Annotated in this window: 27 protein-coding genes; 16 read left to right on the top strand and 11 right to left on the bottom strand. The window is 70.0% G+C overall.

What is annotated here, in order from left to right; translation table 11 throughout:
* Positions 1 to 204 (bottom strand): hypothetical protein (locus AB0F81_RS39875; protein ID WP_360206698.1); only part of this gene is annotated, 204 nt, incomplete at its 3' end.
* A gap of 118 nt (positions 205 to 322) precedes the next feature.
* Between AB0F81_RS39875 and AB0F81_RS39870 the strand changes: the two genes are divergently transcribed.
* Genes AB0F81_RS39870 through AB0F81_RS39860 form a run of 3 tightly spaced genes read left to right on the top strand, consistent with a single transcriptional unit; the run spans position 323 to position 3,318 of the window.
* Complete coding sequence (locus tag AB0F81_RS39870) at positions 323 to 1,216, top strand: AraC family transcriptional regulator (RefSeq protein ID WP_360206695.1); 894 nt, start codon at positions 323 to 325, stop codon at positions 1,214 to 1,216.
* On the top strand, positions 1,213 to 1,962 hold the full coding sequence (locus AB0F81_RS39865) for an SDR family NAD(P)-dependent oxidoreductase (protein WP_360206692.1): 750 nt from the start codon (positions 1,213 to 1,215) through the stop codon (positions 1,960 to 1,962). The genes AB0F81_RS39870 and AB0F81_RS39865 overlap by 4 nt, the downstream gene beginning before the upstream one ends.
* Before the next feature lie 54 nt (positions 1,963 to 2,016).
* The gene (locus AB0F81_RS39860; protein ID WP_360206690.1) at positions 2,017 to 3,318 is read left to right on the top strand and encodes a hypothetical protein; all 1,302 of its coding nucleotides are present in this window, start codon (positions 2,017 to 2,019) and stop codon (positions 3,316 to 3,318) included.
* A gap of 16 nt (positions 3,319 to 3,334) precedes the next feature.
* On the opposite strand, the gene AB0F81_RS39855 is transcribed toward AB0F81_RS39860, so the two are convergent.
* The 5 genes from AB0F81_RS39855 to AB0F81_RS39835 all read right to left on the bottom strand — a co-directional run bounded on the left by AB0F81_RS39855 (position 3,335) and on the right by AB0F81_RS39835 (position 8,894).
* The gene (locus AB0F81_RS39855) at positions 3,335 to 4,597 is read right to left on the bottom strand and encodes a hypothetical protein (protein WP_360206687.1); all 1,263 of its coding nucleotides are present in this window, start codon (positions 4,595 to 4,597) and stop codon (positions 3,335 to 3,337) included.
* 126 nt (positions 4,598 to 4,723) lie between these two features.
* Complete coding sequence (locus tag AB0F81_RS39850; RefSeq protein ID WP_360206684.1) at positions 4,724 to 5,206, bottom strand: carboxymuconolactone decarboxylase family protein; 483 nt, start codon at positions 5,204 to 5,206, stop codon at positions 4,724 to 4,726.
* A gap of 32 nt (positions 5,207 to 5,238) precedes the next feature.
* A complete protein-coding gene (locus AB0F81_RS39845; RefSeq protein WP_360206681.1) occupies positions 5,239 to 6,684 on the bottom strand; it encodes an MFS transporter in 1,446 nt (481 codons plus the stop codon).
* Positions 6,685 to 6,693: 9 nt separating this feature from the next.
* Positions 6,694 to 7,842, bottom strand: coding sequence for a serine hydrolase domain-containing protein (locus AB0F81_RS39840; RefSeq protein ID WP_360206679.1), 1,149 nt, complete (start codon positions 7,840 to 7,842; stop codon positions 6,694 to 6,696).
* Positions 7,843 to 8,171: 329 nt separating this feature from the next.
* The gene (locus AB0F81_RS39835; RefSeq protein ID WP_360206676.1) at positions 8,172 to 8,894 is read right to left on the bottom strand and encodes a phosphotransferase; all 723 of its coding nucleotides are present in this window, start codon (positions 8,892 to 8,894) and stop codon (positions 8,172 to 8,174) included.
* A gap of 410 nt (positions 8,895 to 9,304) precedes the next feature.
* Here AB0F81_RS39835 and AB0F81_RS39830 point away from each other — a divergent pair, with 410 nt between their 5' ends.
* The gene (locus AB0F81_RS39830) at positions 9,305 to 9,766 is read left to right on the top strand and encodes an SRPBCC family protein (RefSeq protein WP_360206672.1); all 462 of its coding nucleotides are present in this window, start codon (positions 9,305 to 9,307) and stop codon (positions 9,764 to 9,766) included.
* Between the two features lie 586 nt (positions 9,767 to 10,352).
* Here AB0F81_RS39830 and AB0F81_RS39825 read toward each other — a convergent pair.
* On the bottom strand, positions 10,353 to 10,826 hold the full coding sequence (locus AB0F81_RS39825; protein ID WP_360206669.1) for a DivIVA domain-containing protein: 474 nt from the start codon (positions 10,824 to 10,826) through the stop codon (positions 10,353 to 10,355).
* A gap of 136 nt (positions 10,827 to 10,962) precedes the next feature.
* Between AB0F81_RS39825 and AB0F81_RS39820 the strand changes: the two genes are divergently transcribed.
* From AB0F81_RS39820 to AB0F81_RS39785, 8 genes are all read left to right on the top strand, one after another.
* Complete coding sequence (locus AB0F81_RS39820) at positions 10,963 to 11,715, top strand: hypothetical protein (protein WP_360206666.1); 753 nt, start codon at positions 10,963 to 10,965, stop codon at positions 11,713 to 11,715.
* Positions 11,716 to 11,822: 107 nt separating this feature from the next.
* A complete protein-coding gene (locus AB0F81_RS39815; RefSeq protein WP_360206663.1) occupies positions 11,823 to 12,380 on the top strand; it encodes a dihydrofolate reductase family protein in 558 nt (185 codons plus the stop codon).
* A gap of 292 nt (positions 12,381 to 12,672) precedes the next feature.
* The gene (locus AB0F81_RS39810) at positions 12,673 to 13,575 is read left to right on the top strand and encodes a hypothetical protein (RefSeq protein ID WP_360206660.1); all 903 of its coding nucleotides are present in this window, start codon (positions 12,673 to 12,675) and stop codon (positions 13,573 to 13,575) included.
* Positions 13,575 to 14,234: a nitroreductase gene (locus AB0F81_RS39805; protein ID WP_360206657.1), complete on the top strand. Its 660-nt coding sequence runs from the start codon at positions 13,575 to 13,577 to the stop codon at positions 14,232 to 14,234. Before AB0F81_RS39810 ends, AB0F81_RS39805 begins: the two co-directional genes overlap by 1 nt.
* A gap of 240 nt (positions 14,235 to 14,474) precedes the next feature.
* Positions 14,475 to 14,816 (top strand): hypothetical protein, encoded by a 342-nt coding sequence (locus tag AB0F81_RS39800; RefSeq protein ID WP_360206655.1) that lies wholly within the window; start codon positions 14,475 to 14,477, stop codon positions 14,814 to 14,816.
* Positions 14,817 to 14,873: 57 nt separating this feature from the next.
* Positions 14,874 to 15,407 (top strand): nucleoside deaminase, encoded by a 534-nt coding sequence (locus AB0F81_RS39795; RefSeq protein ID WP_360206653.1) that lies wholly within the window; start codon positions 14,874 to 14,876, stop codon positions 15,405 to 15,407.
* A 150-nt stretch (positions 15,408 to 15,557) separates the two neighbouring features.
* Positions 15,558 to 16,613, top strand: a complete 1,056-nt coding sequence (locus AB0F81_RS39790; RefSeq protein ID WP_360206650.1) for a hypothetical protein — start codon at positions 15,558 to 15,560, stop codon at positions 16,611 to 16,613.
* A gap of 436 nt (positions 16,614 to 17,049) precedes the next feature.
* On the top strand, positions 17,050 to 17,448 hold the full coding sequence (locus AB0F81_RS39785) for a response regulator (protein WP_360206648.1): 399 nt from the start codon (positions 17,050 to 17,052) through the stop codon (positions 17,446 to 17,448).
* Between the two features lie 138 nt (positions 17,449 to 17,586).
* On the opposite strand, the gene AB0F81_RS39780 is transcribed toward AB0F81_RS39785, so the two are convergent.
* Both AB0F81_RS39780 and AB0F81_RS39775 read right to left on the bottom strand, forming a co-directional pair.
* Positions 17,587 to 18,759 (bottom strand): epoxide hydrolase family protein, encoded by a 1,173-nt coding sequence (locus tag AB0F81_RS39780; protein WP_360206645.1) that lies wholly within the window; start codon positions 18,757 to 18,759, stop codon positions 17,587 to 17,589.
* Between the two features lie 164 nt (positions 18,760 to 18,923).
* The gene (locus tag AB0F81_RS39775) at positions 18,924 to 19,544 is read right to left on the bottom strand and encodes an HAD-IA family hydrolase (protein ID WP_360206642.1); all 621 of its coding nucleotides are present in this window, start codon (positions 19,542 to 19,544) and stop codon (positions 18,924 to 18,926) included.
* 42 nt (positions 19,545 to 19,586) lie between these two features.
* Here AB0F81_RS39775 and AB0F81_RS39770 point away from each other — a divergent pair, with 42 nt between their 5' ends.
* The gene (locus AB0F81_RS39770; protein WP_360206640.1) at positions 19,587 to 20,765 is read left to right on the top strand and encodes an ROK family transcriptional regulator; all 1,179 of its coding nucleotides are present in this window, start codon (positions 19,587 to 19,589) and stop codon (positions 20,763 to 20,765) included.
* A 988-nt stretch (positions 20,766 to 21,753) separates the two neighbouring features.
* Here AB0F81_RS39770 and AB0F81_RS39765 read toward each other — a convergent pair.
* Complete coding sequence (locus tag AB0F81_RS39765) at positions 21,754 to 22,158, bottom strand: hypothetical protein (protein ID WP_360206637.1); 405 nt, start codon at positions 22,156 to 22,158, stop codon at positions 21,754 to 21,756.
* A gap of 518 nt (positions 22,159 to 22,676) precedes the next feature.
* Here AB0F81_RS39765 and AB0F81_RS39760 point away from each other — a divergent pair.
* Positions 22,677 to 23,084: a hypothetical protein gene (locus AB0F81_RS39760; protein WP_360206634.1), complete on the top strand. Its 408-nt coding sequence runs from the start codon at positions 22,677 to 22,679 to the stop codon at positions 23,082 to 23,084.
* 123 nt (positions 23,085 to 23,207) lie between these two features.
* Positions 23,208 to 23,492, top strand: coding sequence for a hypothetical protein (locus AB0F81_RS39755; protein ID WP_360206631.1), 285 nt, complete (start codon positions 23,208 to 23,210; stop codon positions 23,490 to 23,492).
* Between the two features lie 76 nt (positions 23,493 to 23,568).
* On the opposite strand, the gene AB0F81_RS39750 is transcribed toward AB0F81_RS39755, so the two are convergent.
* Positions 23,569 to 24,438: an AraC family transcriptional regulator gene (locus AB0F81_RS39750; protein WP_360206629.1), complete on the bottom strand. Its 870-nt coding sequence runs from the start codon at positions 24,436 to 24,438 to the stop codon at positions 23,569 to 23,571.
* Positions 24,439 to 24,564: 126 nt separating this feature from the next.
* Between AB0F81_RS39750 and AB0F81_RS39745 the strand changes: the two genes are divergently transcribed.
* Positions 24,565 to 25,170, top strand: a complete 606-nt coding sequence (locus AB0F81_RS39745) for a peroxidase-related enzyme (RefSeq protein WP_360206626.1) — start codon at positions 24,565 to 24,567, stop codon at positions 25,168 to 25,170.
* Positions 25,171 to 25,177: the final 7 nt, after the last annotated feature.

The following is a 25,177-nucleotide window of genomic DNA, read 5'->3' as shown; positions in this document are numbered from 1 at the left end:
CGCCGGGGCGGGCTGTTCGGCGGCCTTCACCACGGTGACGAAGGACGGCGCGTTCGCCGCGGCCGGCGCCGCCGCCACGGGGGCCGGCGCCGCCGGCCGCAGCATCGCGCTGACGTCGACGACCCCGGCGGACACCGTGACACCGGCCACCACCGCGGCTGCCACCAGCCACGACACCGCATCCGACCCGGACTTCACCGCCATGTGCCGCAGATCGGCCGCCGGGCGGCATCGCGGCAGCCTTCCCCGGGTGCGATCGTGGTGCACCGGCTGGCGCGATCGTTCAAGACCGGGCCACGGCGGCGCGCCTACCGTGGGGCCCGTGGTGGACGATTTCGCGAGTGGTGCGCTGGTCGCGGCGCTGCGGCGAGCCCTGGCCCGCGACGGCGTGCCGGTCCCGGCGGCGACGACCCGCACGGTGCTGGTTCCGCTGACCGTCAAACGGACTCTGCTCGCCGGGGTCGCCGCCGAGCACGGCCTGCTCACGCTGGTGCGGGCCGGGGCGGGGGTGCTGCGGGAACGCTCCGATCCGATGCTCGCCGCCCTGTGCGCCGCGGGCAACCCGGCCGACCTGTTCGACCGGTGGGGGCGACTCGAACGCTTCACGCATGCGCGGCACCGGGTCGCCGTACCCGAGATCGGTGTTGACCGTCTGGTCGCCGAGCACGTGGGGCCGCCCGGCGGGCGGCCGGAGCCGGCCGAGGACGCGGTGATCCTCGGTCTGCTGACCGGCTTGATGGGAGCCGTCGGCGCCCGGGGTCTCCGGGTCACCGCGGGCGCCGGAGTCGTCTACGCCGACGGCGCCTTCCACGCGCCGGGCACCGACACGGCACGCTGGTGTTTCACCTGGTCGTCGCTGCAGCGGCAGGCGCCGCAGCCGGCCGCCGGCACCGGCCTCGCGGTCCGGGCCCGGCAGATGCTCGCCGGCGATCCGGCCCGCCACTGGACCCTGGACCGTCTCGCCGCTGACCTCGCCGTGTCGTCGCGCGGCCTGCAACGCGAGCTGTCCGGCGTGGGCGGCTTCACCGGGCTTCTCGCCGCCGTCCGCGCGGAGGCGGCCGCCCGGCTGCTGCGCGCCGGCGTGCATCCGCTCAGCGTCGTCGGGTTCACCTGCGGCTACGCCGACCAGCCCCATTTCACCCGGGAATTCAAACGCCGCACCGCCATGACACCCGGCCAGTACCGGTCGGCCTTCGCTCCGGAGAGGCACCCGTGAACATCACGAACCAGACCGCGCTGATCACCGGCGCGACGCGCGGCATCGGCCGGGCCCTGACCGATCAGCTCATCGCCGGCGGCGCGCGGATCATCGCCGTCGGCCGTGACCGGGACCGGCTCGCCGCGCTGACCGCCGATCACGGGGACCGGGTCGTCCCCCACCACGCCGATCTGGCCGACCCCGCCGCGGTCGACGCGCTGCTGGACGCCGTCACCGGCCGGCACCCGGACCTCACCATCGTGATCAACAACGCGGCGGTGCAGGCGCACACCGACTTTCTGGCCGGTGACGCGCACCGGGCCCGTCCGGTTGCGCGCCGGGAGATCGCGGTCAACCTGGACGCGGTCGTCGCGATCTGCGCCGGCCTTCTGCCGCGGCTGCGGCAGCGGCCCGCCGCCGCGATCATCAACCTGACCACCGGGCTGGCCATGGCGCCCAAGCGCGCGGCCCCGGTCTATTGCGCGACCAAGGCCGGGGTACGCACCTTCACCCGCGCGTTGCGCTACCAGTGCGAGCAGGGCGCACCGCACGTACGGGTGTGTGAGGCGATGATGCCGCTGGTCGACACCGACATGACCCGTGGCCGGGGCACCGGGAAGATCAGCGCGTCGGCGGCGGCGCGGGCGGTGCTCGACGGGCTGCGCCGCGACCGTGCGGAGATCTACGTCGGCAAGGCCCGGCTGCTGCCCGCCCTGATGCGCGTGACGCCGTCGCTCGGCTACCGGATGCTGCGCAACGGTTGAGCCGGGAACCGCGACGGGCTGCGCCCGGCCCGCCACCAGTGCTAGACATAGAAAATGCTCGATAACAACTCGGCGGGCCGGGTCGCCCGGGCTGTCCTCGCACCGGTGCTGTTCATCGGGGCACTCGGCGGGGCCGCCGCCGCACCGGCCGCCGCGGCACCCGTCGTCCGCGGCGAACTGCTGCCCGTCCCGGCCGCCGGCGCGAACCTGCAGATATCGGTCGGGGCGGTCGACGTCTCACCACTCGGTGTGGTCGCCGGCAACGTCGGGGAGACCGTCACCGCCCCGGACGGCTCCACCTCGTACACCGAACGCCCCCAGCGATGGTTCAAGGTCCCGCGGGCCGGGTGGCTGCGTCAGCAGCTCGCCCTGCCCGCCGGGGCGACGTCCGGCAGGGTGAGCGGCCTCACCGACCTGGGCGAAGCCGCCGGGTCCGTGACGCTCGGCGACGGCCGCGCGGCCCGCTGGTCGCTCGACGGCCGGTCCACCACGCTGATCGGTGGCGCGTCCACGTCCGTCACCGCGGTCGGGCCGAACGGTCCGTGGGCCGTGCTGACCTACGACGACGACATTCCCATCATCGGCGACTCCGAGCTGGTGACCCGCGACAATGTGCGCACGCCGCTGCGCGGCACACCGGACCTCGACACCGGCAACCGGCGCTCGGTCAGCTCCGTCGGCGGCCCCGACACCGCCATCGTGTGGGTCGGCGAAGGGCTCGGCCAGGGCCGCACCTCCCGGCCGGTGCTGTGGAAGGACGGCGCCACCCTGCGGTTCCCCGTCATCAGCTCCTACTTCCTGGGGCCCGCCTGCACCTCCCAGGTGCAGGCCGACGGCAGCGCCGTCTACAGCGGGTACCTGCGCGACAACGGCGAGATCGCGTTCGCGCTGGTCCGGCACGTCGGCGGCGTTCCCGGCTCGGACGTCACCCTGGCGCGCGCCACCGGGGCCGGCCAGCCCACCGGCGGGCTCAACTGCACGCCGGCGTCGTCGTCCGACTCGCTCGCCGCCGACGGCGGCATCGCCGGGTACATGACCGACGGCAACGGCCAGCAGGCGGCGTACTGGGACGCCACCAACGCGCTGACCGTCGTCGCCCGTGAGGAGGGGGAGCTGTCCGCGGCCGGCGTGGCGGTGGCCGACGGCCGCCGGATGGTGATCCTGGCCCAGCACCAGGACGGCACGACCCGCGTGTCGCTGTGGGACGACGGCGTACGCACCCGGCTCACCGCCCCGGCCGGATGGAGCGTGACGTCGGTGGTCGAGCTGACCGAGGCCGGTCTGCTGGTCGCCAACGCGCGCAACGCCGCAGGCGTCAACCGCCCCGTCGCGTGGAACCTGCCCGGCAGCGCTTGACCGTCCGGGCCGGCTGTCAGCCCGGCGGTATTCCGGCGATCAGAACCTGGTAGCCGGTGGTGTCCGGCGGAACCAGGTCCGGCGCCACGGTGGCGAAGGCGACCGTGCTCGCGTCGTCGCTGAGCACCGGCTGGAACAGGCCGTGCTCGATCGGCTGGCCGCCGGATCCGGCCGGTGCGACGCTGCGGGTGACGCCGGTGCGGCGGTCGCGGATGAAGACGTTCACCGCCTCGCCGGTGTGGGCCGGCTCCAGGTTGGTCGCGTCGGAGCTGAACGTGACGAAGCGGCCGTCGGCGCTGATGTCCGGCGTGGAGCTGAACCGGTTGGCCCGCTCCCCGCTGCTGGAGAGGCTGACCAGGGTGGTCGTGCCGGCGACGCGGTCACGGACGAACACGTCCTGCTGGTCGTTCGTGTCACCGCGCTCGAAGTTGGTGGCCGCGGAGGGGAACGCCACGTACCGGCCGGTGGCGCTGATCTGCGGGAGCCAGCTCGATCCGTTGGCCTGCCGGCCCGCCGTGGAGGTGCTGATCCGGGTGGTGGTGCCGGCCAACCGGTCGCGGACGAACACGTCGGTCATGGCGTTGGTGTCGCCCCGGACCAGGTCGGGCGCCGCGGACTCGTAGGCGACGTACCGGCCGTCGCGGCTGATCGAGGCCTGCCGGCTGTCCCCGGTGGCCTGCCGGCCGGTGGTGGAGACGCTGACCCGGGTGGTGGTGCCGGCCAGCCGGTCGCGCACGAACACGTCCGACGTGCCGTTGGTGTCGCCGGCCACCAGGGTGTCCGCGAAGCTCTCGAACACCACGAACCGGCCGTCCGCGCTGATCGCCGGCTCGTCGCACTGGTACGGCGCCGCGATCCCGGCGGTGGACTGGCAGATCAGTTCGGTGGTGCCGGCCCGCCGGTCACGCACGTAGACCAGTGGCGGCCCGTGGGGTTGGCTCGGGTCCGGCGCCGGGGCCGCGGTCACGAAGGTGACGTACCGGCCGTCGGCGCTGACCGACGCGGAGTAGCTGTGGTCGGGCAACTGCCCGCCGGCGCCGGTCAGGCTGACCCGCTCGGTGACGCCGCTCCGGCGGTCCCGGACGAAGACGTCGGTGACGCCGTTCGTGTCGCCCGGCACGAGATTCGACGCGGACGACTCGAACGCTACGAAACGGCCGTCGGCGCTGACCGCCGGCGACGTGGAGCTGGAGTTCCCTTGCTGCCCCGCGCTGGACACGCTCACCACCGAGGTGGGAGCGAGGACCAGGCCGGCAACGACGACCCAGGTGAACGACATGTCAAAACGCTAGGAGGGTGGCCCGTCCGGCGGCTCCCAGGTTCGTGCCAGACGCTGAATCGCACGGTCAGCAGGGATGCTCAGGGTGAGGCGTGGTGCCGGCCTCACCCTGAGCCCCGGGTGGAGTTACTCCCTCCACTGCTGCGCCGGCGAGACGCCGGGCAGCGGTTTGCCGATCACGGCCAGCGGGATGAAGAAGCAGACCTGGCCGATGGCCATGATCAGCGTGGCGAGGGCCTTGTCGTCGTAGTGCCGGCTCGCCTGGGCGTACAGGTCGTCGCTGACGCGTTCCCCGGTGGGGTTGGCGGTGAGGACCGCCTCGACCAGGGTCAGCGCGATGCGTTCGGCGTCGGTGAAGCAGGAGGCGTCGCGCCAGGACGCCACGGCGGTGACGCGTTCCTCGGTCTCGCCGGCCTTGCGCAGGTTGCCGGTGTGCAGGGTGGTCAGGTAGTCGTTGCCGACGATCTGCCCGGCGCGCAGCTGCAGCAGGCTGATGGTGCTCTGCGGCACGCAGCCGTTGCCGGTGGCCTTGAACAGCGCGCCGCTGATCTCCCCCAGCTCGGGGACGAGGCGCATGGGGTTCGGCAGACGGGACTGGAGTTGCTGCATGGTGGCGTACCTTTCTGGATTCCGTTGGTGTCTCATCGCTTTGACGGATCCGGCGTGGCGAAGGTGACCGCCTGCCGGCGATCCGGCTCGCGCCGCGCCAATAGGACGGTGGCGAGGACGGCGGCCAGGTAGAACGTGCCCGCGCCCAGCAGGCCGGCGGTGTAACCGCCGGTGAGCGCCTCGGGTACGGGCGTGCCGGCCGGCTGGTTCGCGGTGGCGGTGACGGCGACGCTCGCCAGGACAGCCAGTCCCACCGCGCCGCCGATCTGCTGGCTGGTGTTCACCAGTCCGGAGGCGACGCCGGAGTCCTGGGGCGCGACGCCGTGCACGCCGCCGATCGTGGCCGCGACGAAGCCGATGCCCAGGCCGATGCCGCCGAGCAGTTGCGCGGGCAGCAGCACGAGCAGGGCGTTCTGGTCCGGGGTGAGCAGGCTGAACCAGCCCATCGCCGCGGCGGCCACCGCCATGCCGGTCATCAGGACGGTGCGGGTGCTGGTGCGGGCCTGCAGGGTCGGGCCGATCAGCCCGGAGCCGATGCCGATGCCGATGGCGAACGGCAGGTACGCCAGCCCGGTGGTCATCGGGGAGTACTGCTTGATCGTTTGCATGTAGAGGGTGAGGAAGTAGAAGGTGGCCAGCTGCCCGGCGCCCATCAGCAGCATCACCAGGTTGACGCCGAGCCGGCTGCGGTCGGCGAGGACGCTGCGCGGCAGCATCGGGCTGCGGGCGCCACGCTGGATCAGCACGAAGACGGCGAGCAGCACGACGGCGGTCGCGGCGCAGGCCACGGTGAGCGCGTCGCCGGCGCCGTGGGATCCGGCGCGGTTGATGGCGTAGACCAGCGAGCCGAGGCCGACGGTGACGGCGGCCGCGCCGGGCAGGTCGATCCCGCCGCGTTCGCGGGTGCCGGGGACCACGGCGGCGGTGCCGGCCAGCACCAGCAAAGCGATCGGAATGTTGATGAACATGATCCACCGCCAGCCGAGGTATTCGGTGAGGGCGCCGCCGAGCAGCAGGCCGACCACGGACCCGAGGCCGCCCATGGCTCCGTACACGCCCAGTGCCCTGTTGCGCTGTGGCCCGGCGGGGAAGGTGTCGGCCAGCAACGACAGGGCGGCCGGGGCGACGATCGCGGCGCCGGCCCCCTGCAGGATGCGGGCCGCGATCAGGACACTGCCGTTGCCGGCCAGGCCGCCCAGCAGCGAGGCGGCCAGAAAGACCAGCAGGCCGATGCGGAACATCCGGCGCCGGCCGAACAGGTCCCCGGCTCGGCCGCCGGCCAGCAGCAGGCCGCCGAAGACCAGGGCGTAGGCGGTGAGCACCCAGTCCAGGTCCGCCTCGGCGATCCTCAGCCCGCCGCCGATGACCGGCAGCCCGACGGTCACGATGGTGCCGTCCATCACCATCAGCAGTTGCGCGGCGGCGATCACCGGCAGCGCCAGGCCGCTGCGGTCACGGCGCCCGGGGTACGAGGCCATCCGCATCCCTCAGGCCTTCGTGGCGGCGCGGTGGACGGCGGCGGCGAGCCGGTCGTGTTCGGGATAGGACCAGCCGAACCCGAACCGGCGCCGGGTGTAGCCGAAGGCGATGCCGCTGCGCGGGTCGGCGAACGACTCGGAGCCGGCCGAGCCGTCGTGACCGAACGCGTTCGCGCTCAGGAACGGGTAGCGCAGACCCTTGGCCTGGAAGCCGAGCGCGTAGTTGCCCTGCGCGCCGCGGACCAGGTCACCGCCGGTGGAGTGCAGCATGGCGAACTCGGCGACCGTGTCCGGCTCGAGCAGCGCCGCCCGGCCGTTGCCGCCCCAGAGCGCCGCGGCGTACAGGCCCGCCAGACCGCGTGCGCTGCCCACACCACCGGCCGAGGCCGGGCCGTTGCCGCGCACCGTACGGGTGTTGACGAAGGCCACCTGGTCCAGCGGCGGCGTGCTGTTGAGCCCGTAGCCGACGCCGGTGATGCTGTGCGGGCCCGGCACGTCCGCCCAGAACGCCGCCTCCTGCTCCGGCGTGGCCGACCACCACTGGACCGGCAGGAACCGCTGCTCCTGCGCCTGCGGCAACCCCACAAACAGATCCAGCGCGTACGGAACGCGCACGCGCTCGTCGTACACCTGCCGCAGTGGCTGTCCGGTCGCCCGCCGGACCACCTCGGCGATCACCGCGAACGTGACGAACCCGCCGTAGCCGTACGCCGAACCCGGCCTCCAGTAGGGCCGCTGCCCGGCCAGCCGGCGGGCGATCACCGCGTCGTCGGCCAGCTCCGCCGCGGTCAGCCCGCCGTCGACGCCGATCACACCCGAGCGGTGGGTGAGCACGTCCCGTACGGTGATCGTGTCCTTGCCCGCGGCGGCGAATTCCGGCCAGTAGCCGGCCACCGGCCGGTCGACGTCGACGATGCCCTCCTGCGCGAGCAACGCCACCACCACTGTCGCGGCGCCCTTGGTGGACGAGTAGACCCCGGTGAGGGTGTCCCCGCTGACCTGCGGCCCCGCCCACAGGTCGACCGCCAGGCGGCCGCCCGCGTAGGCGGCGAGCTGCGACCCCACCTGGCCGCCCTGTTCGGCCACCACCGCGGTGTACTCCTCGCGGACGTGGTCGAACCCTTCCGCGACATAGCCGTGCACGTGCGCATGACTCATGACCAGCAACCTTTCGTGTGAACGATCGCCGTCATGACGAACCCCGTCCACCGAAGGTGACCGGCCGTGCGGTTCAGCTTGGTCGTGCAACCTCCGGCTTCGCGCCTGTGTCGCCGCGCAGACCAGCCCTGGCTCTGCTCACGAGTTGCGACACCAGCGGCTCGTTAGTTTTGCTTCCATTGATCGGTTCACCCGATGATCAATCTTCGCGAGATTTGACCGCACCCTCGTCGGCTGCCGGAGGTTCAGCTCTGCCGGCTATCAACGGGTGAAGCGGGAACCTCCGCCATCTCGACGGATCCGACGTGAAGTGGAGAGCCGAGGGGTGCCTATTCGAGCATGACCCGGCGGATCGTGGTGCGGTTCCGCGCGATCCACGAGGCGCTGCGCGCTCGCCAGGTGATGCCCCACAAGATCGGGTAGCCGTCGTCGGCAATCGCCGCGGTGCTGTCGATAGTCACGCCTTGGGCGACCGCCTCGTGGCGTGCGTTGTGGATCGCGACGTCGGCGAGTCGATCAATAAGTTCGTCTCGCGCGTTCCGGGGCAGGCCGTACCCGTCAACGATGGCTCGGGCGTGACGAGCCCTGGTGAGCGCGTCGGGTAGGCCCTGCATCTCTGCGACGTCGTCATCGACGAGCTGGGCGTTCAGCCACACCGTCTCGGCGAGTTCCCAGAGACGATCCACCGGGCCGGCGAACTCCCAGTCGATGAAGGCATCAGCCCGCCCGTGTTCGCCGACGATGTTCCACGGCCCAGGATCACAATGCCCGATCACCATGTCGTCGCCGCCGAGCTGGCGCAGCCAGTTGACCTGCCACACGGCATCGGCGGGCGGCGTGAACGTTGCCGTGGCGTCGTGCAGGCCACGGAGCAGCACCCCTACTCCACCTACAGCCTCGTCAGACCAGGCGCGCGGATGCGGCGAGTCACCCGGAACAAAGCTGTACCCGTCGCCGACCACGCGCGGCGCGCCTGCGAAACCGACCTGCTCAAGATGCCTGAGTAGAGCGAAGACCGCAGGAGTCCACGGTCCGACCGTCTTGCGCACCACTCCATCGAGCAGAACCGCGTCGGCAACGTGCGTGCCGGAGCCCCAAGTCCCGAGTTGCTCTGAAGATTCCACTCAGGTGCCCCGTCACTCATCGCCCCCAGATAGAGGGCAAGCATCACCACGACGCAGTCGGGCCGCAAGCGATTTGTGCCGACCTCGGCCACGCCCGCTTGCGCCCGCTCGGCCAGGCATCGAAGCAGCGGCCGCCCTGGTGATGGTGTCGAAACTCATGGACACGAAATCCTCGGACGATCACGCGGTGTTGAAGCTGGCGTTCAACCGGTGTCCAAAACTGTGGAGAGAACCACCAGCCCGCTGTGTCGTCAAGGGCGACTACAGCGAGCTGGCTGGCGCGGTGTGCGCAGGGCAGAGGGACGAAAACCCCAGCATCGCGCCTTTAGGATCGCGTCATGGCTAGGACAGATACGGCTTTCCGGGTAATCGCGGCTCCGCTCGACCGCGTGTATGCGGCCCTCGTTGACCCCGAGGCGCTGACGGTCTGGTTACCGCCCGAGGGCATGAGCGGCCGCTTCGAGCGGTTCGAGGCGAAGCCGGGCGGGTCCTATCGGCTTGTGCTGACCTATGCCGACGCCTCGACCTCACCGGGCAAAACCACCGCAGACTCAGATGTCGTTGAGGCCCGCTTCGTTGACATCACCCCTGGAGTACGGGTGGTGCAGGCCGTCAACTTCGTCTCCGAGGACCCGGCCCAGGCGGGCACTATGACGATGACGTGGGAACTCACGGCGGTGCAAGACGGCACACGCGTGGAGTTTCGAGCTGACGACGTCCCGGCCGGCATTTCCGCCGAAGACCACGCTGTCGGGTTGGCCTCCTCGCTGGCCAACCTCGCCGAGTACCTGCAGAGGTGACTTAGCGGCCAGACAGCGCATCGTTGGGGCCTTGCCACTTCGAACACCGGTAGATCGGCGTACTCACCTGGTGGGCAGGTGACATCTCGGCCTGCTGGGGCCCGCGGAACCGCGTCCAGTCTCCATCGATGGTCGTTGAGGCGGTCATGGCGGACCAACTAGAAGCGACCGATGCTGGCAGGCGTTGCTCGGCTCGCGCGCAGGAAGCCGGTTGCGCCTGGCCGGCTGACCACCGTGGTGGGCGGGAGGGATCCGGACATGCTGCGCGCGGCCGTGAAGGGCCGATGCGGAGTCGCTGTATCCGCGACTCGCGGGCCAGCAGAGAGGACGTCATGGCCGGCCGCGCATCGCTGCGGGGCCGGCCCAGAACGTGTTACTTCTTGCGTCCCGCTTTGATCATCGCGACCACCCCGCCAACGATCACGAGCACAACGAGCAGACAAAAGAGCAGGTGCCATGGCTTGATCGCGCCCATGGTCGCGAACCATACCGAAGTTTCGGCGAAGTGAGCCCCACCCGGGCAGCGTGGCGCGCTCCGCTGCTTACGGAGCGGCATTGGATCATGGGGTTCACGTACGGTGCCGCGCTATGACGACAGCTGCCTGACCAGTTGCTGCACGGCGCCGTCGACTTCGGTGCGGGCGTAACCTCTCCAACGCACGGTGAAATTAGCCGTCCGCAGCATGTCGCGTGCCGTTGCCCGCGCGAATGCGTCGTCAGAACGCTGCGCCGCCTCGCACCGTTGGAAAGCCTCATCCACCTGCGTGATGTCGTATCCGCGCAGCACCACGGTGAACGAGGGGAGCCCGGGGCCGCTCAGTGACGCGGTGGGGTCCGCCGCCGGCTCCAGCAAGCGCAGACGATCACGAATAGCGTCCTCGACCTCATCGCAGGCATATCCCCGCAGAACTGCCTGCAGCTCCGGTTTCCGCAACAGTTGTCGGGCCGCTTCGTGGAGCGCCGGCTCCGGCGCGGCCAGCGCCGCATCCACCTCGGCGAGAAGCCGATCCACCTGTTCTCTGTCGTAACCGCGCAGGGCAACGGTGAAGTCCGATCTCATCCTCGGCACAGTAACCACACTCGCGCACGAGCGGAGAGCGCAGGGATTCCGGGCCTCGTTGGCGCGATCCGCTCGCGGTCGATCCAGCCCTTCCGATATTGTGACCGCCGCTCATGATCGTGGAAAGAGGATGTGAATGCGAGTCGGGCGGCTGATGGCCACGAGTGCGGCGGTACTCATGGCGGCCATGGGAGCCGGCTGCTCCCCCACCGCAGACGGCGGTGCCGGCGCGAGCCAGACCCTCCCCTCCGCCGCGCCGATTCCGTCCGACCCGGTGCAGGCTCTCACCGCGGCGAAAGGCCGACTGGGTACGGAGTCCGCCCGGTTCGCCCGGGAACAGAATGACGAGCCGTCGGACTTCACCGGCGTGGTGAACGCGCAGACCAAGAACTGGGAGATCAGCGGCGAGGGCTACGTCGTCCGCCGGATCGGATCAGCCCTCTACATTCGCGTGACCGGCGACAAGCTGCACACCATAACGATGTCGCCGGCCGCGGCCGATCGTTTCGCCGCGGGCGGCTGGATCCGCACCCGGTTGCCGAACTTCCGGGAAACCTCCGTGATCTTCAACGACGAGTTCCCGTGGAACCTGGCCAACCCCGCGGCCCGCGCCACGGCTGTCACCGCCACCGGCGACCGTTCGTTCGCGGGCACGGTCACCATCGACAACCCCGACAGCGGCGCGGCGAACACCACGGAGGTGCCGGTCAGCGTCGACCTCGACGAGCGCGGTCGCTTCTCGAAAATCACCGCCGGTGCGGCCCAGCCCGACGCCGACATGGTGATCACGTTCTCGGACTACGGCGCGCCGGCCGACATCACCGCACCACCCGGTGCGGTTCTGGAGCAGGAAGATCTGTCGATCCTGGTATTCCTCGGCCTGAGATGATCGCGCCTCGACGTCGCCTTCGGCGACCACCGCGGGCCGGCGGATGTGGTCGGCCGGTGAGCGCGGGAGGTCTGCTCGACGCCGTGGTGGCACTAAACTCGCCGGCCATGGGATCGCTCATCTTCAGCATCAACCTGACCCTGGACGGTTGCGTCGACCACCGGGAGGGGATCGCCGACGACGAGACGCACGCCCACTTCACCCGGCTCATGGACGAGAGCGGGGCAATGCTGTGGGGCCGCGTCACGTACGAGATGATGGAGGTCTACTGGCCGGCCGTCGCCCGCGGCGACGAGGAGGCGCCGCCGGCCATGCGCGAGTGGGCGGTCAAGCTGGACGCCAAACCCAAGTACGTGGTGTCGTCGACGCGCAGGGACTTCCCGTGGGCCAACAGCCACCACATCGCCGGTGACCTGCGCGAGGGCGTGCAGAGGCTCAAGGACGCGACCCCGGGCGGGGTCCTGCTCGGAAGCGGCAAGCTCGCGATCCAGCTCGACCGGTTGGATCTGATCGACGAGTACAAGCTGCTCGTCCATCCCAGGATCGCCGGCCACGGGCCGACCCTGTACCAGGACGGGCTCCCCGGCACGCGCGAGCTCGAGCTGCTGTCGGCGCAGCCGCTGCGCAACGGCGCGATGGCCATGCACTACCGCCGCGCACGCTGAGTCACAGGAGTCCATCACCGCCGGCTGACCGGCAGCGCGGCGCCTTCCCCACGCAGAGGGACCACCCTGGAGAGGGAGGGTGATCCCTCTGCGTGGGGAGTTGGGCGGGCGTGCTGGTTTCTACCGTGAGCGGCATGAAGAGAACGCGACGGTTTGACGATGCCGCGCCGCAGCTTCCGGCGGCCGTGGGCAACGGTGCACCGACCGTGACCGTGGTGTCCGAGCCGTGATGGCCGATCGACAGGTTCGGGTTGTCGCGGCGTTTTGGCAGATCGCCTACACCGTGATCCACGTGTCATGGGCGATCAACGGTGGACCCCCATTTTTGAACGGCCGGGAGTCCTATTTCTCAGGCGCATGGCTGCCGGTGATTCTCGGCGCCCTGGCGGCGATCGGGTGCCTTTCCGCCGCGGTAGCCGCCGGCCGCGAGGTGGACGACGCCAGCCGTTACCTGCTCGCCGTCCTCAACGCGGTTGCGGGTGCCGGCTTGTGCGCGTACTCGTTCCTGTTCCCGGTGATCCTGGTGTCGCTGCTGTTCGAGGGTGTCCAGACCGGCACCGTCGCCAGCTTGTCGGCGACCGGCGGCGGCGCCGCCGGCGGCGTCCTCTGCCTGATCATCGCTGCGGGCGAGTGGCAGCAGGCCGCGCGTACGTGCAAGTCTTGCGGCCGGGTCCACGGCAGATCGCCGGGGAGCCGTGCGGAGCGGGCGCCCGGCTGGGCCTTCGCCGGCGCTTACCTGGCCGTCGCCGGGTTCACGGCCCGGATGAGCGTGTGGCTCAGCGACACGATCGCCGGGCGATGGCCGTCCACGGCGACGCAGGCGAACGGCACATCATCGACCGCCATGGTGGTCTTCGTGGTCCTGATGAGCCTGGCCGGCACGCTGTTGCCGCTGGCCCTGGCGCACCGCTGGGGCCGGCTCTGGCCGGCCTGGTCGGGGCCGCTGCGGGGTCGAGCGGTGCCTCGGTGGCTGGTGCTCGGCACCGGGCTGTTCGTCGGGGCGAGCCTCACCGCATACTTCGGCGTCGCCGGGATGACCGCCTGGATCCGCGGCGACCTCGGCGGGCCGTTCCTGCCCTTGCTGCTGGAGATGGGCGGCTACACGCTCTGGGGTGTGGGGTTGCTGGTGGCCGCCGCGTCGTACTTCGCGTTGACCCGGCCCCCGTGCCCGCAGATGGTCATGGAGCGGCGCTGATGGACGTCTACCGTGCGGTGCGGACCAGGCAGTCGGTTCGCCGGTTCACCGATCAGCCAGTCCCGCGCGAGGTTCTCGAGCGCGTGCTGGCGGCGGCCGCCGATGCCCCGTCGGGCAGCAACCTGCAGCCATGGAATGTCTACGTGGTGTCCGGTGCACCATTGGCCACGCTGAAGAAAGCCGTTGCCGAGCGGGTCGCCGCCGGCGACTGCGGTGATGAGCGGGAATTCGCGAACTATCCGCCCGAGGTGCGCTCGCCCTACCTCGAACGCATGACGGCGCTGGGCGAGGGCCTCTACGGCGCACGCGGCGTCGCACGCGGCGACATCGCCGGCCGGGCTCGGATCCGGGCCGAGAACTGGAACTGCTTCGGCGCCGGCACCGCGTTGTTCTGCTATCTGGACCGGGACATGCCGGTGCCGCGATGGGCTGATGTCGGCATCTATCTGCAGACGGTGATGCTGCTGCTGCGCGCCGAGGGGCTGCACAGCTGTACGCAGGAAGTGTGGGCGGAGTACCACCGCAGCGTCGCTGACGTGACCGCCGCACCGCCCGAAAGAATGCTGTTCTGCGGGATGTCGATCGGTTTCGCCGATCCGGCATTCGCGCAGCCTCGTATCCGCGCCCCGCTGTCGGAGACCGTGACATTCCTGGACTGACTGCGTTGACCTCGACTCAGGTGGAGATTTTACGATGTGGAGCAGGCAGTGAGCCACGGTTGCCGGCCCCGCCCGGTTCCTGGAGGTCTTCGAGACCGTCGGCGCGGACAAGCGGCGCGAGCACGGTTGCCGGGGGTGCCCGGGTCTCTTTCGATCCCGACGACGCGTACCGGGTGTGGCCCGTTCAGGCGCCGCAGCCGGGCTCGACGCCTGACCACTGATGGGGAAAGAGGTTTCGGCATGGATGTCACGCCTCCGCGGGTGCGCAGGTTCAGCTCGGCAATCGGCGACGACGCCATCCGCTTCGGCGACAAGATCCTCATCGCGCCCGCCCTCGATAAAGAGGCCGGCCGGTCGATGAGCGCCTACACGTCGTTCTTCTCCGCGGGGGCGCGGGCCGACCTGCCGGCCTCCTACGCGGAGGTCTGGGTGGTGCTCAGCGGAGCACTCCGGGTGGGCGCCGGGAGCGACGCCGTAACGGTGGACGCAGGCGACTTCGTGCACGTTCCGGAGCAGTCGGCCGGGGTTGTCGAGGCCCTCGAGGACACCACCATGGTCTGCGTGTCGGTGCCCGCTCATTGACGGCGACGGGCCGTTACTCGAGTGCACACCCCTTCACCTCTGTGGAAAGATCGCGGGATGCCGGACGCCAGGACCGCGGATGACCTCGTAGCGCTGGCACTCGAGGTGTCCGAAGAGGGTATGCGGGCCGGCGAACTGCCCGTCGGCGCGGTCGTCGTGCTGGGCGAGGAGGTCCTCGGCCGGGCGTACACCCAGGAGCGGACACAGGGCCGACGGCTCGTCCACGCCGATCTGCTGGCCATGGAACAGGCCGACCGGCACCTCGGCTGGAAACCCCGCGGCCGTCCGCTCGTTCTCGCGATCACGCTCGAGCCGTGTCTCATGTGCCTCGGAGCCGCCATGGCCCTGGGCGTGTCCGAGGTCTACTACGGCCTGGAAGCGCCCGACGACGGCGCCGGCGGCGTCGCCGCCGTGTGGCAGCCGGCCCGGCAGGGCATGTCGTTCTCCCGCCTACCCGCCGTGACCGGTGGTTACCGACGGCGGGAGTGTCTGGACCAGTTCCGCCGCTACGCCGCGACCGCCACGAATGCGTCACTACGCCAGTACGCCGAAAGCATGGCCGCCCTCCCGGACGATCTCACCAAGGTGTGAGCCACACCCGCCCCGCCGCGACAACCCTGTCTATCGGTGGCACGACCGCTGCCCGGCCAGGCACGGTCGAGGCTGCCGGCGGAGGCGCTGAGCGCGGCCGGCGGGCTGGGGCGACGATCTGCAGTGCCTCAGTCGACACGCGAGGGATACATGACGGTTTTCGGCTGCCGCCGCTGCGACGCCACTTTGACGGTTCCGGTGTCGAGGGTGGCGCTGCCCGTCCACGCGGGCCAGAAGTACGGGAACGGGCCGGGATCGCTCGCTTCGGCGCTGGAGCCCGGCACGTTCGCGGTGGATCCGCTGCCCTTCGGTCCGCCATGGCGCCGGTGGGCCGAACTCGAAGCAGGTGAGGCCGAGGCGCTCGGCTGGTACGCGCCGAGGTTCGTCGTCTCCACCGGGCCGGTCGGCCGGGTGTTGCTCGCCCCGGGTGACATCCGCGGCGCCGTCGTCGACCCGGCGCTGGCGGGCGACTCCGCATGCTGTGGCCTCGACGGCGACGAGCCCAACATGGTCTGCGTCACCTGCGGCACACCGGTGGCCCTTCGGATCGACGACTGTGGCCTGCGGCAGGCGATCTGGCTGAACCCGCGGACCACCCACGTGATCGAGGACGGGCCGGGCCCGCACCCGGTCCTCGACTGGCCGGACCTGATCGAGCATCGGCCCGGTATCGCGCCGTCCGAACCGGACGGCGGCTGGCACCCGATGTGGGCGGCCGCCGCAGCCTCGGCGCTGGCGCACCTGCTGGCCGCCTCCGGCGGCGACCCGATGGCGATCCCGGATCACCAGGTCGCCGCGGTGTTCCGGCCCGCTCTGGACCGCCTCGTCAGCCGCATCGGCACGGAGCCGGAGCACACCCTGGTCCTGGCCGGGCCCGGCCTACCGGAACCCGACGGCGACTTCGCTCTCATCCCGCAACATCCGCAGACCGGCGAATTGTGGCCGGTGGCCGCACCGGTGAAGCCGGTCCCGCTGGCCTGGGACGCCTGGCGGCACCTCGCGTTCCACCGACCCGCCAAGCCGGTGGGGCGCTCGGTTCCGATCCCGCCGGAGGCCCTGCCGGAAATGCTCCCGAGGTACCGGTTCGCGCCGGACGGCCGAATCTTCCTCCGCGTGCTGGCCCGACTGCCGGAGGTCGCCCAGCCACGGCTGCGTGCCATCTACGACCGAGGCAGTCCCTACGGCTACACCTTCTACGTCTGCTGACCGCCCGGTTCGCCGCGACAGCGCCTGTCCCGCGTCGGGTTCTCTCTCATCGACACGTCCGTGCACACGCCGGCCCTCCCCTAGTGGGACATCGCGACCGCCTCTGCCACGGGAAGATCTTTGACACGCGGGACAGCAACCGACCCCGGTGCGGCATCCCGGCCGCTTCCGATTCCCGAAAAATCGGTAAGGTGACCGATTCGGTGCTCCCCCCATCGGCGCGATGATGGTGTGAACTCGGCGAACGGGGCTAAGCAACCGGCAACCGGTGCACGAAGCGACCGAAATGGGACGCCGCATCACTGGGGCCGAGCCTGCCGCCGCGCTCGCCACCGGCGTAGGCCGGGAAGCTGTCCTGGTCGGTGACGCCGGCTGACCGCGTCGCAGTGACGCCTCCGGGTTGTTCGCAAGCCGTCGCTGCAAGGGAGAAGGTCTGATGGCATTCGTTCTCGTCGGTGATGACGACCCCGACACGCGAACCGTCCTGCGGATGTTGCTGACCCGCGCCGGGCACGAAGTGATGCTTGCCTGCGACGGCCCCGACACCGTGGCGGCCGCGCGCCACCGGCCACCGGACGTGCTGCTTCTCGACCGGGCCATGCCGGGTATGGACGGCTACCAGGTGTGCCGCATGCTGCGCGCGCATCCGAGTACTCGCACCGTCGCGATCATGCTGGTTTCGGCGATGTCGCACTATGCCGATGTTGACGATGGCTTGGCCGCCGGCGCCGACGACTACCTGTTCAAGCCGTTCAACAACCAAGACCTGCTGGCCCGGGTCCGGGCGCTCGCGTCGGCTGCATCGACAGGTGACGAATCAAGACACGCGGTGTGACTGGCCGACGCGCGGATTCCTTCTCCTGGTCGGGGCTGCGGGGAGCTCTCGGCATCGGCTTCCGCACCCTCGGCTGATCTGTCGATCATGAGCACACGGGAACAATGCCGCTCGTTGCGCCAGAGTGAGGGCTGTGGGTCACCGCAGGTGCCGGAAGAAGGCTCGCAGGTCGGTCACCAATAGGTCCGGAACCTCCAGTGCCGGGAAGTGGCCGCCGCGCTGGTGTTCGGCCCAGTGGCGGATGTCCGGATACCGGCGGGCGGCCCAGCGGCGGGATGGCCGGGGCACCTCGGCGGGGAAGATGGACGCACCGACGGGTACGCGGACCTGATCGGCCTGGGTGCCGTCGATCCACGTGGACACCTGGTGGATGCTCTCGGCGTACAGACGTGCCGAGGATGTTGCGGTGCCGGTCAGCCAGTAGAGCGTGACCTGGTCGAGGATGTGGTCCCAGGAGAGCCCGACGGCCTGGTCACCGCTCCTGGCCAGGTTCGGGTCTCCCCAGGTGAGCATTTTCTCGGCTATCCAGGCACACAGACCGCTCGGGGAGTCGGCCAGGGCGTAGCCGAGGGTCTGCGGGGCGGTGCGGTGGATTTCCGAGTACGCCGAGCCGGAGTGTCCGCGTTCGCGCAGGCGGGAGAGGGCATCGCGTTCGGCATCGGTGAGGTCGTCGGTTGCTGTCGGGTCGGGGCCGGCCAGCGGCGGGATGAGGTGGATACCGGCGACGTGGTGGGGGTGCTGCGCAGCGAGAGCGCTGGAGATGCTCGTGCCCCAATCGCTGCCGGCAGCTCCGTAGCGGGTGTAGCCGAGGCCGTTCATCAGCTGGGCCCAGGTGTCCGCGATCCGTTCGATGCCCCAGCCAGGCTGGGTGGGTTTGTCGCTGAAGCCGTATCCGGGGAGGGAGGGGATCACCACGTCGAAGGCGTCCTCGGGCTCGCCGCCATGACGTACCGGGTCGGTCAGTGCTCCGACCAGGCCGACGTACTCGAGCACCGAGCCGGGCCAGCCGTGGGTGAGGATCAGGGGCAGTGCCCGCGGGTACGAGGACCGCGCGTGTACGACGTGCAGCCGCAGGCCGTTCACGTCGACGAGGTACTGCGGTAGCGCGTTGAGCCGTGCTTCGGTGGCCCGCCAGTCATAGTCTTCGGCCCAGTATCGGCACAGGTTCTGCATGACTTGCCGAGGCACCCCGTGGTTCCAGCCTGGTGCGGGCGCCGGTTCGGGCCAGCGGGTGCGGGCCAGCCGGGTTCGCAGTTCCGCAAGGTCCGAGTCGGGGATGTGCACCTGGTACGGCTGAACGGCGAGGGGCATCGGGACTCCTTCGGGTGCTCAGAGGTCGGCCAGCGACAAGGCTTGCTGTGGTGCCAGCCGCGGAGTGCTGCGGCAGGGTCGCGGTCGGGCAGCCACGACCGTCGGCCGAGCGCTACATCCACCCCCTGCCGCGCTATCCGTCCGCGGCCTGCCACCACACGGGCTCATCGGGATCGGTGCAGCAGGTGTGCCAGCTGGCCCAGGTCGGACAGCCGCAGATCGGCCTCCAACTCGCGAAGCCCTGCGGTACGCATACCGGCTGCCCGTCCAGCAGCCAGCCCGGCGGGCGAGTCCTCCACCACCAGGCACCGGGCCGGATCCGCCCCCAGGCGCGCCGCCGCCGCCAGGTATCCCTCCGGGTCGGGTTTTCCGGTGGTCACGTCCTCGGCGGTCAGGAGCAGTGGCGCCGCGATGCCGGCGGCGCCCAGCCGGGCAGCGGCCAGCCGCGCGTCGGCGCTGGTGACGATCGCCCATGGCAGCCCCGATCGGTCGAGGACGGCGAGCAGGTCATCGGCACCGGCCAGTGCGGTCACATCCGCCAGGTCTTCGTACTGCAGCGCCAGCTGCCGGGCCGCCGAGGTGGCCACGCCAGCCTCGTCGAGGTGTGGCAGCAGGCGACGCACCGTCGCGTGCGCCGGCGTGCCGTGAGCGATCGCCAAGACGGTGTCCAGGTCGACGTCGTGCTCGACCGCCCACACCGTCCAGGCCCGTACCACCGCCGCGTCCGAATCGACCAAAGTGCCGTCCATGTCCAACAGCACCGCCGAGACATCGCCCAGGTCCATGCTCCCATATTATCCTCGTGTCACGAGGATAAGGGAGATGGCATGTCAGCCGGCATTGCGCGAACAGTCCGTTGGCGCGCGGCCGCGGAAGTCCTCGGCTATCTGCGGCACCATCCACGGCCCACCCGCGCCGACCTGGTCCGTGACCTGCATCTGTCCAGCAGCTCGGCGACCGAGATCACCGGCCGGCTGCGACGGGCCCGGCTGCTCAGCGAAGAGCCGGCCCCAACCTCCGGCCGCGGCCGGCCCACCACGCTGCTTCGCCCCCACCCTGACGGACCGCTTCTGCTCGCGATCGAGGTCCGCCACGAGCAGTCCCGCTGGGCCCTGGCGGGCCTCGACGGCCAGCTGCACGACATGCACACCCACCAGCATTCGAGCCCGGACCCAGAACACGTGCTCGCAACACTCACCGACACCGTGCGGCAACTGCGGCACCGTCACTCCGGCCGGCTCCGCGCCGCGTCACTCGCAGCTGCGGCGACCGTACGCAACGGCCAGCTCGTCCAGTCCGCCACGCTCGGCTGGGGCCCGGTGGACATGTCGCCCATCACTGCCGGCACCGACCTCTCGTTCATCGTCGGTAACGACGCCACACTGGCCGGCGTCGCGGAGGCACGCACCGGCGCGACCGCGAACACCCGCACCGCACTGCACCTGCTCGTCGATGTCGGCATAGGCGGCGGCCTCATCGCGGACGGCCGCCCCTGGACCGGTGCCACCGGCGCCGGCGGCGAGATCGGACACCTGCCTCTCGGTGATTTCACGCTGCACTGTCCCTGCGGCGCGACCGGTTGCTGGGATCTGGAGGTCGATGGGCGAGCGCTGGCCCGCCATTTGCGTCAAGACTCCCCCACCGATATCCGCGGCTATGCCTACCGCGTGCTCGCCCACGCCGCCTCCGGCGACACCGATGCCGTAGCGGCCGTGCACCGGGTCGTAACAGCCCTCGCCCGCGGCACCGCCGGACTGGTCAACACCCACGATCCGACTGCCGTGAGCCTCGGCGGTCTCGCCGTACCCCTACGCTCCGCCGCCCCGCACCTTTTCGAAACCGTCTACCGCAACGGGCTGATGACTTTCCACCGGCAGCAGCCACCGCCGGTCCTGGACGCGGCCCATGGCGACCTCGGCGCCCTGCACGGCGCCGCCGCCATAGGCTTGGACCACCTGACCACCGAAACCGCGCTGGCGGACTGGCACGACAGCCGAACCGCATAACCCACGCATCACTCCCCCGCGCGAACTGCCCCTACTGTTGCAGGATCGATCTCTATCAAGGGTTCTTGAGCGCTCCGGGTAAAAGTCGGACCGCTAGACTCCGCGCATGCAGCATTGCCGACGTTCCTCCACAAAACGCACAGCGATCGGAGCGCTACTGCTCGTCCTGGCCGTAGCCGGCTGCGACTCCAAAGCGGAATCGTCCTCCGCTGCCACGCCGTCGAGCCCTGACGCCGCCGCCACCGCGACCGCCTCCCGCGCTGCTTCCCCCTCAAGTCCGCGTGACGCCGAGCTTGCCGCATCCCCCTCCCCCACCGCGGACAAGTCACGCAAGGTGGAGGCGACACAGAAGCCCAAAGCAACACGAAAGCCCACAGCGACACAGAAGACGGAGGCACCGAGCGGGGGCGGCACCAAGTACGCGAAGTGTGCCGACGGTGACTGCAAAGTTTCCTTCTCCCGTTCGGTCGAATTTCCACTCGCCAGGTGGACAGTGTCGGCCTCCATGGAGGATCGCGGTGTCCGCGTGCGACTGACCGACGCCAATGGCCGAGGCGGAGGCGGCGGCTTCTTGGCGGGGCCCGGGTGCATTCTGGCGATACACGCCGACGGCGGCGGGCGACTCGGATGCGACCAGCCCCGAACCGAGCCCGAACCGGGAGGGTACGTCGTACACCTGCTGGAGCTGGACGGGAACACCGCGGTCATCCGAGCGACCCTGGGCTGACAAGGAGATCGCTGTGGCAACCTGATCGTGCTGCGCTGTGGTCTGGCGGGAGGAGGCTCGATCGAACCCCACCGAGCCGGCACGGATCGCAACGCGCCTGACGCCTCGCGTGCGTCACGAACGATCAGCGGTATGACAGCACGCTCGACGGCGGCCCGGGTAGTCCCGGACCGCCGTGAGTGCGAGGAGGTCGGCCGACAGCACGACGTCGCCCAGCCGGCCCTCTCGGGCGCGGCCGGGCGATCCCATCGCCGGCAGAGGTCAGCTGTCGAAGTAGAGCGTGGCGCCCGCACACCCGTACGGGCAGTGCAGCTCGGCCCGGTAGTTGCCGGACTGTCTGATGATCATCCAGATGTTGTGCTCGGCGCTGCGGTACTGGTAGTCGCGGAGAATCTCAGCGCCGGTGCCGACATTGCGGATGATGAGGAATGAGCTGGGCGGATCCGCCTCGGTTCCGGGCGGGTTCGGTGTGTCGGGCGAGTAGATGTTCAATGTAGCGGCGTGCGGATTGGCACCGGCGGCGAGCCACATCGGCGCGGTGTTACATCGCCACTTGTTGCTAGGCGCCACCGTGCACGACCGCTGGGCGGCCTGCCCTACGGCACCGGCCGGTTGCCCCGCCAGCATGACGCCGGCGAGCGCGGCCACGGCCACCACGACGCGCATGAGCTTGCTCAACGGATTCCCCCTTCTCGATGTCCTGCGACGATCGTGCGCGCGAGGCAGGGGGTACCACGGCAAGTTCGGACGAATCCGGATGTGCGGTCACCGGCGAAAAGTCGCGGACGACCGGATGGCCGGGGCCGACCGGCTCTGAGCGGCGGTGAGAGCGTGAACGCCGGATCCGCCGGGCCGTGCGGGCCCGCGGCCGTCTCCCCAACGAGCAGGCCGCGCGGAAGTGTGTCTGCCTCGCCGTGATGGCCCTGGACCCGACCGGCACCCGCCGCCGGTGTAGATCGAGTTGTTGACGGCTGGTCTGTTCGCCAAGTTTGGATCAGTTCTTACCTGCCTTCTTGCCCACGCGACGCATGGTTGACGAGCAACCGCAACTCGCAGCTCAGGTCGTTAGCCAGACTCACGGACCGACCGCCCAGCGTGACGGCCCGGTCGGCGGCAGATCAGCACGTCGGCCCTTGAGTCGGCTCGCGCCGACATCTGCAGCCGCAGCCACGTAACATCCCCGAATGGCCTGGATCTTCACCGTCGGCTCTCCAACATCATCACGGCGTGGTGATCCGCAGGCCACCTACGGATGGAGCCATCTGCACAGCTTCCATCGCATGCTTGCCGCCGAAGAGGGTCTCGACCTGGACTCGATGCAAGACTTCGGCGGTTCCCGCTCGTGGCACAACGTGGATAGCCCTCTACGGCTGATGTTCGATCTCGACTACATCAACAGCGAACATCCCACATCCGAGTACCCTGCCTTGGCGGACCGCCTGCGCATCATTCGCTCGAGATGGTCCACGTACGGCCCTGCCGACGATGAGGCGTCGCCTTCGATGACGATCGACCAGCTCGAAGCATTGTCAAAACTGTTGTCAGTGGTGGAGCTCTGCCTGTCGAGAGGCGAACGCCTGCGGGTCTGCTGAGGGTCTTTCGTTCTTCGCCATAGCCGCCCGCCCGCCGGCCGGCGCGCCCGCAGAGCGGCAGGAGCGTGAACCGATGCCGCGGTGCGGGGACTGCGCTCACCGGCGTGGCTATACGGTCAACCGGTGGACGTCTACCTGGTCTGGCACGTTCGTCATGCGCCGTTCCTCGACGGTCGGCCAACCGAACATCATGGCGAGGACGGTGACCTGGTCTGGGATGAGGAGGATGGCGACGATCTGAAGATCCTCGGCGTCTATTCCACCGAGCAGAAGGCCGAAGAGCGGCTCGTTCGAGCACGAGAGTTGCCCGGCTTCCGCGACGAGCCGGACTGCTTCCTCATCGCCCCGTACACCCTTGACGAAGACCGGTGGACCGAAGGCTTCGCTACGGCACCGCGGGACACGTGAACTGCTTCAACCGTCCAGCGCGCTTCGACGGTGTGATCGCGTTGTCGGGTGAGGGCTGGGCTCGTCGGGCTTGCTCTTACACCGAGATCGGTGGCTGCGGTGGCGTGGCGAGCCAGTTCCTCGGCGCTGTGCCGAGGTGCTGGGAGAACACTCGCGAGAACGAGGACGCGTTGGCGTACCCGAGCTCCGTCGCGACCGTGGACACGGCTGCGCCGGCGCGCAGGCGTTCCTGGGCGATGGTGAGCCGCCACTGGGTCAGGTATTGCCCGGGGGTTGCGCCGATGACCTCTTTGAAGTGGGCGGCGAAGGCGCTGCGTGACATTCGTGCTTCGCGTGCCATGCTGTCCAGCTTCCAGTCGGCTTCTGGCGATTCGTGTAGCGCGATGAGTGAGGGAGCCAGACGTGGATCGGCCAGGCCGGTCAGGATGCCCGAAGGTACGCCGAGTTCGTCGACGTGGTCGAGGATCCAGCGCAGCAATCGGATGAGGACGACCTCGAACAGCCGGTCGGCGACGAGCCGTTGACCGCAGCGAACGTTGTCGACCTCGTCGAACAGGACCTGCAGGAGCGGCTCCAGTTCCCCTACGGCGTCGAGGGGGACGATAAGCACGGAAGGCAAAGTCCGCATGAGGGGATGCGTCGCACCTCCCTCGACGTCGAGCGACGCGCACGTGAGGTCGGAGCCCTCGGTCGGCGCGTTGTGGAAGGCGTGCTCGAGAGGCTGCGGATAGAACAGCAGGGTTGGCCGGTCGATCTCGATCCGCCGCACCGCGCCGCCGGGTTCTCGATGGGTGACCGCCATTTCTCCGCGCCGCAGGATGTGCAGGAAGCCTCGGCCGGGCCGGGCCGCGAACGTCGTCACACCGCAGAGTGGGCCGGCGTGGAACAGCCTGGTGTTGACCCGGAAGCGTTGCAGCAGCGGAGTGAGCCGATCGGAAGGTTCCACACCGCCATTCTATGGACGATCCGCTAAGTATCAAAGACTTCCAGATACGTATCGTCCGCCTCCGCAGGGCAGGGTTGATGGCACGAGCCCCGCCATCGGGGCGTTCACCTCAGATAGGAACCAACCATGGCAAACGTGCCTCTGATCGACCGTGACTCCGCCACCGGCGAGGTGAAGGTCCAGCTGGACCAGATCCACGCGGCGTTCGGTGCTGTGCCCGCGATGTTCAAGGCAGTCGCGAACTCTCCTGCCGCGCTCAAGAGCATGTGGGGGTCGTTCGGCGCGTTCTCCGGCGGCACCCTCGGCGCGGCCCTGGGCGAGCAGATCGCCGTGGCGGTCGCGAACCGCAACTCGTGTGAGTACTGCCTGGCCGCGCACACCGCCCTCGGGAAGAAGGCGGGCCTGAGCCGGGAAGACCTCACCGCCGCGCAGGCCGGCAAGTCCGACGACGCCCGTACCGCCGCTCTGCTCGATTTCGCCCTGAAGCTGGTCGATGAGCGTGGCCAGGTGACGGCCGAGGACGTCGCGGCCGTCCGCGCGCAGGGCTGGAGCGACGAGCAGATCGTCGAGACGATCGCCCAGGTCGCTCTCAACCTGTTCACCAACTACGTCAACATCGCCCTCGGGGTGCCGGTCGACTTCCCTAGCAGCTGCGGGATCGCTCCTGGTGGACCGGTCCGGAACTCTTCGTTCTCGTCGACGACTACGACCTCGTGGTGGCCGGTCCGGTGAACCCGCT

Source organism: Actinoplanes sp. NPDC024001 (assembly GCF_040638955.1).
In the GTDB taxonomy this organism is placed as follows: Bacteria; Actinomycetota; Actinomycetes; order Mycobacteriales; family Micromonosporaceae; genus Actinoplanes.
This window is presented reverse-complemented; position numbering and strand designations above follow the sequence as displayed.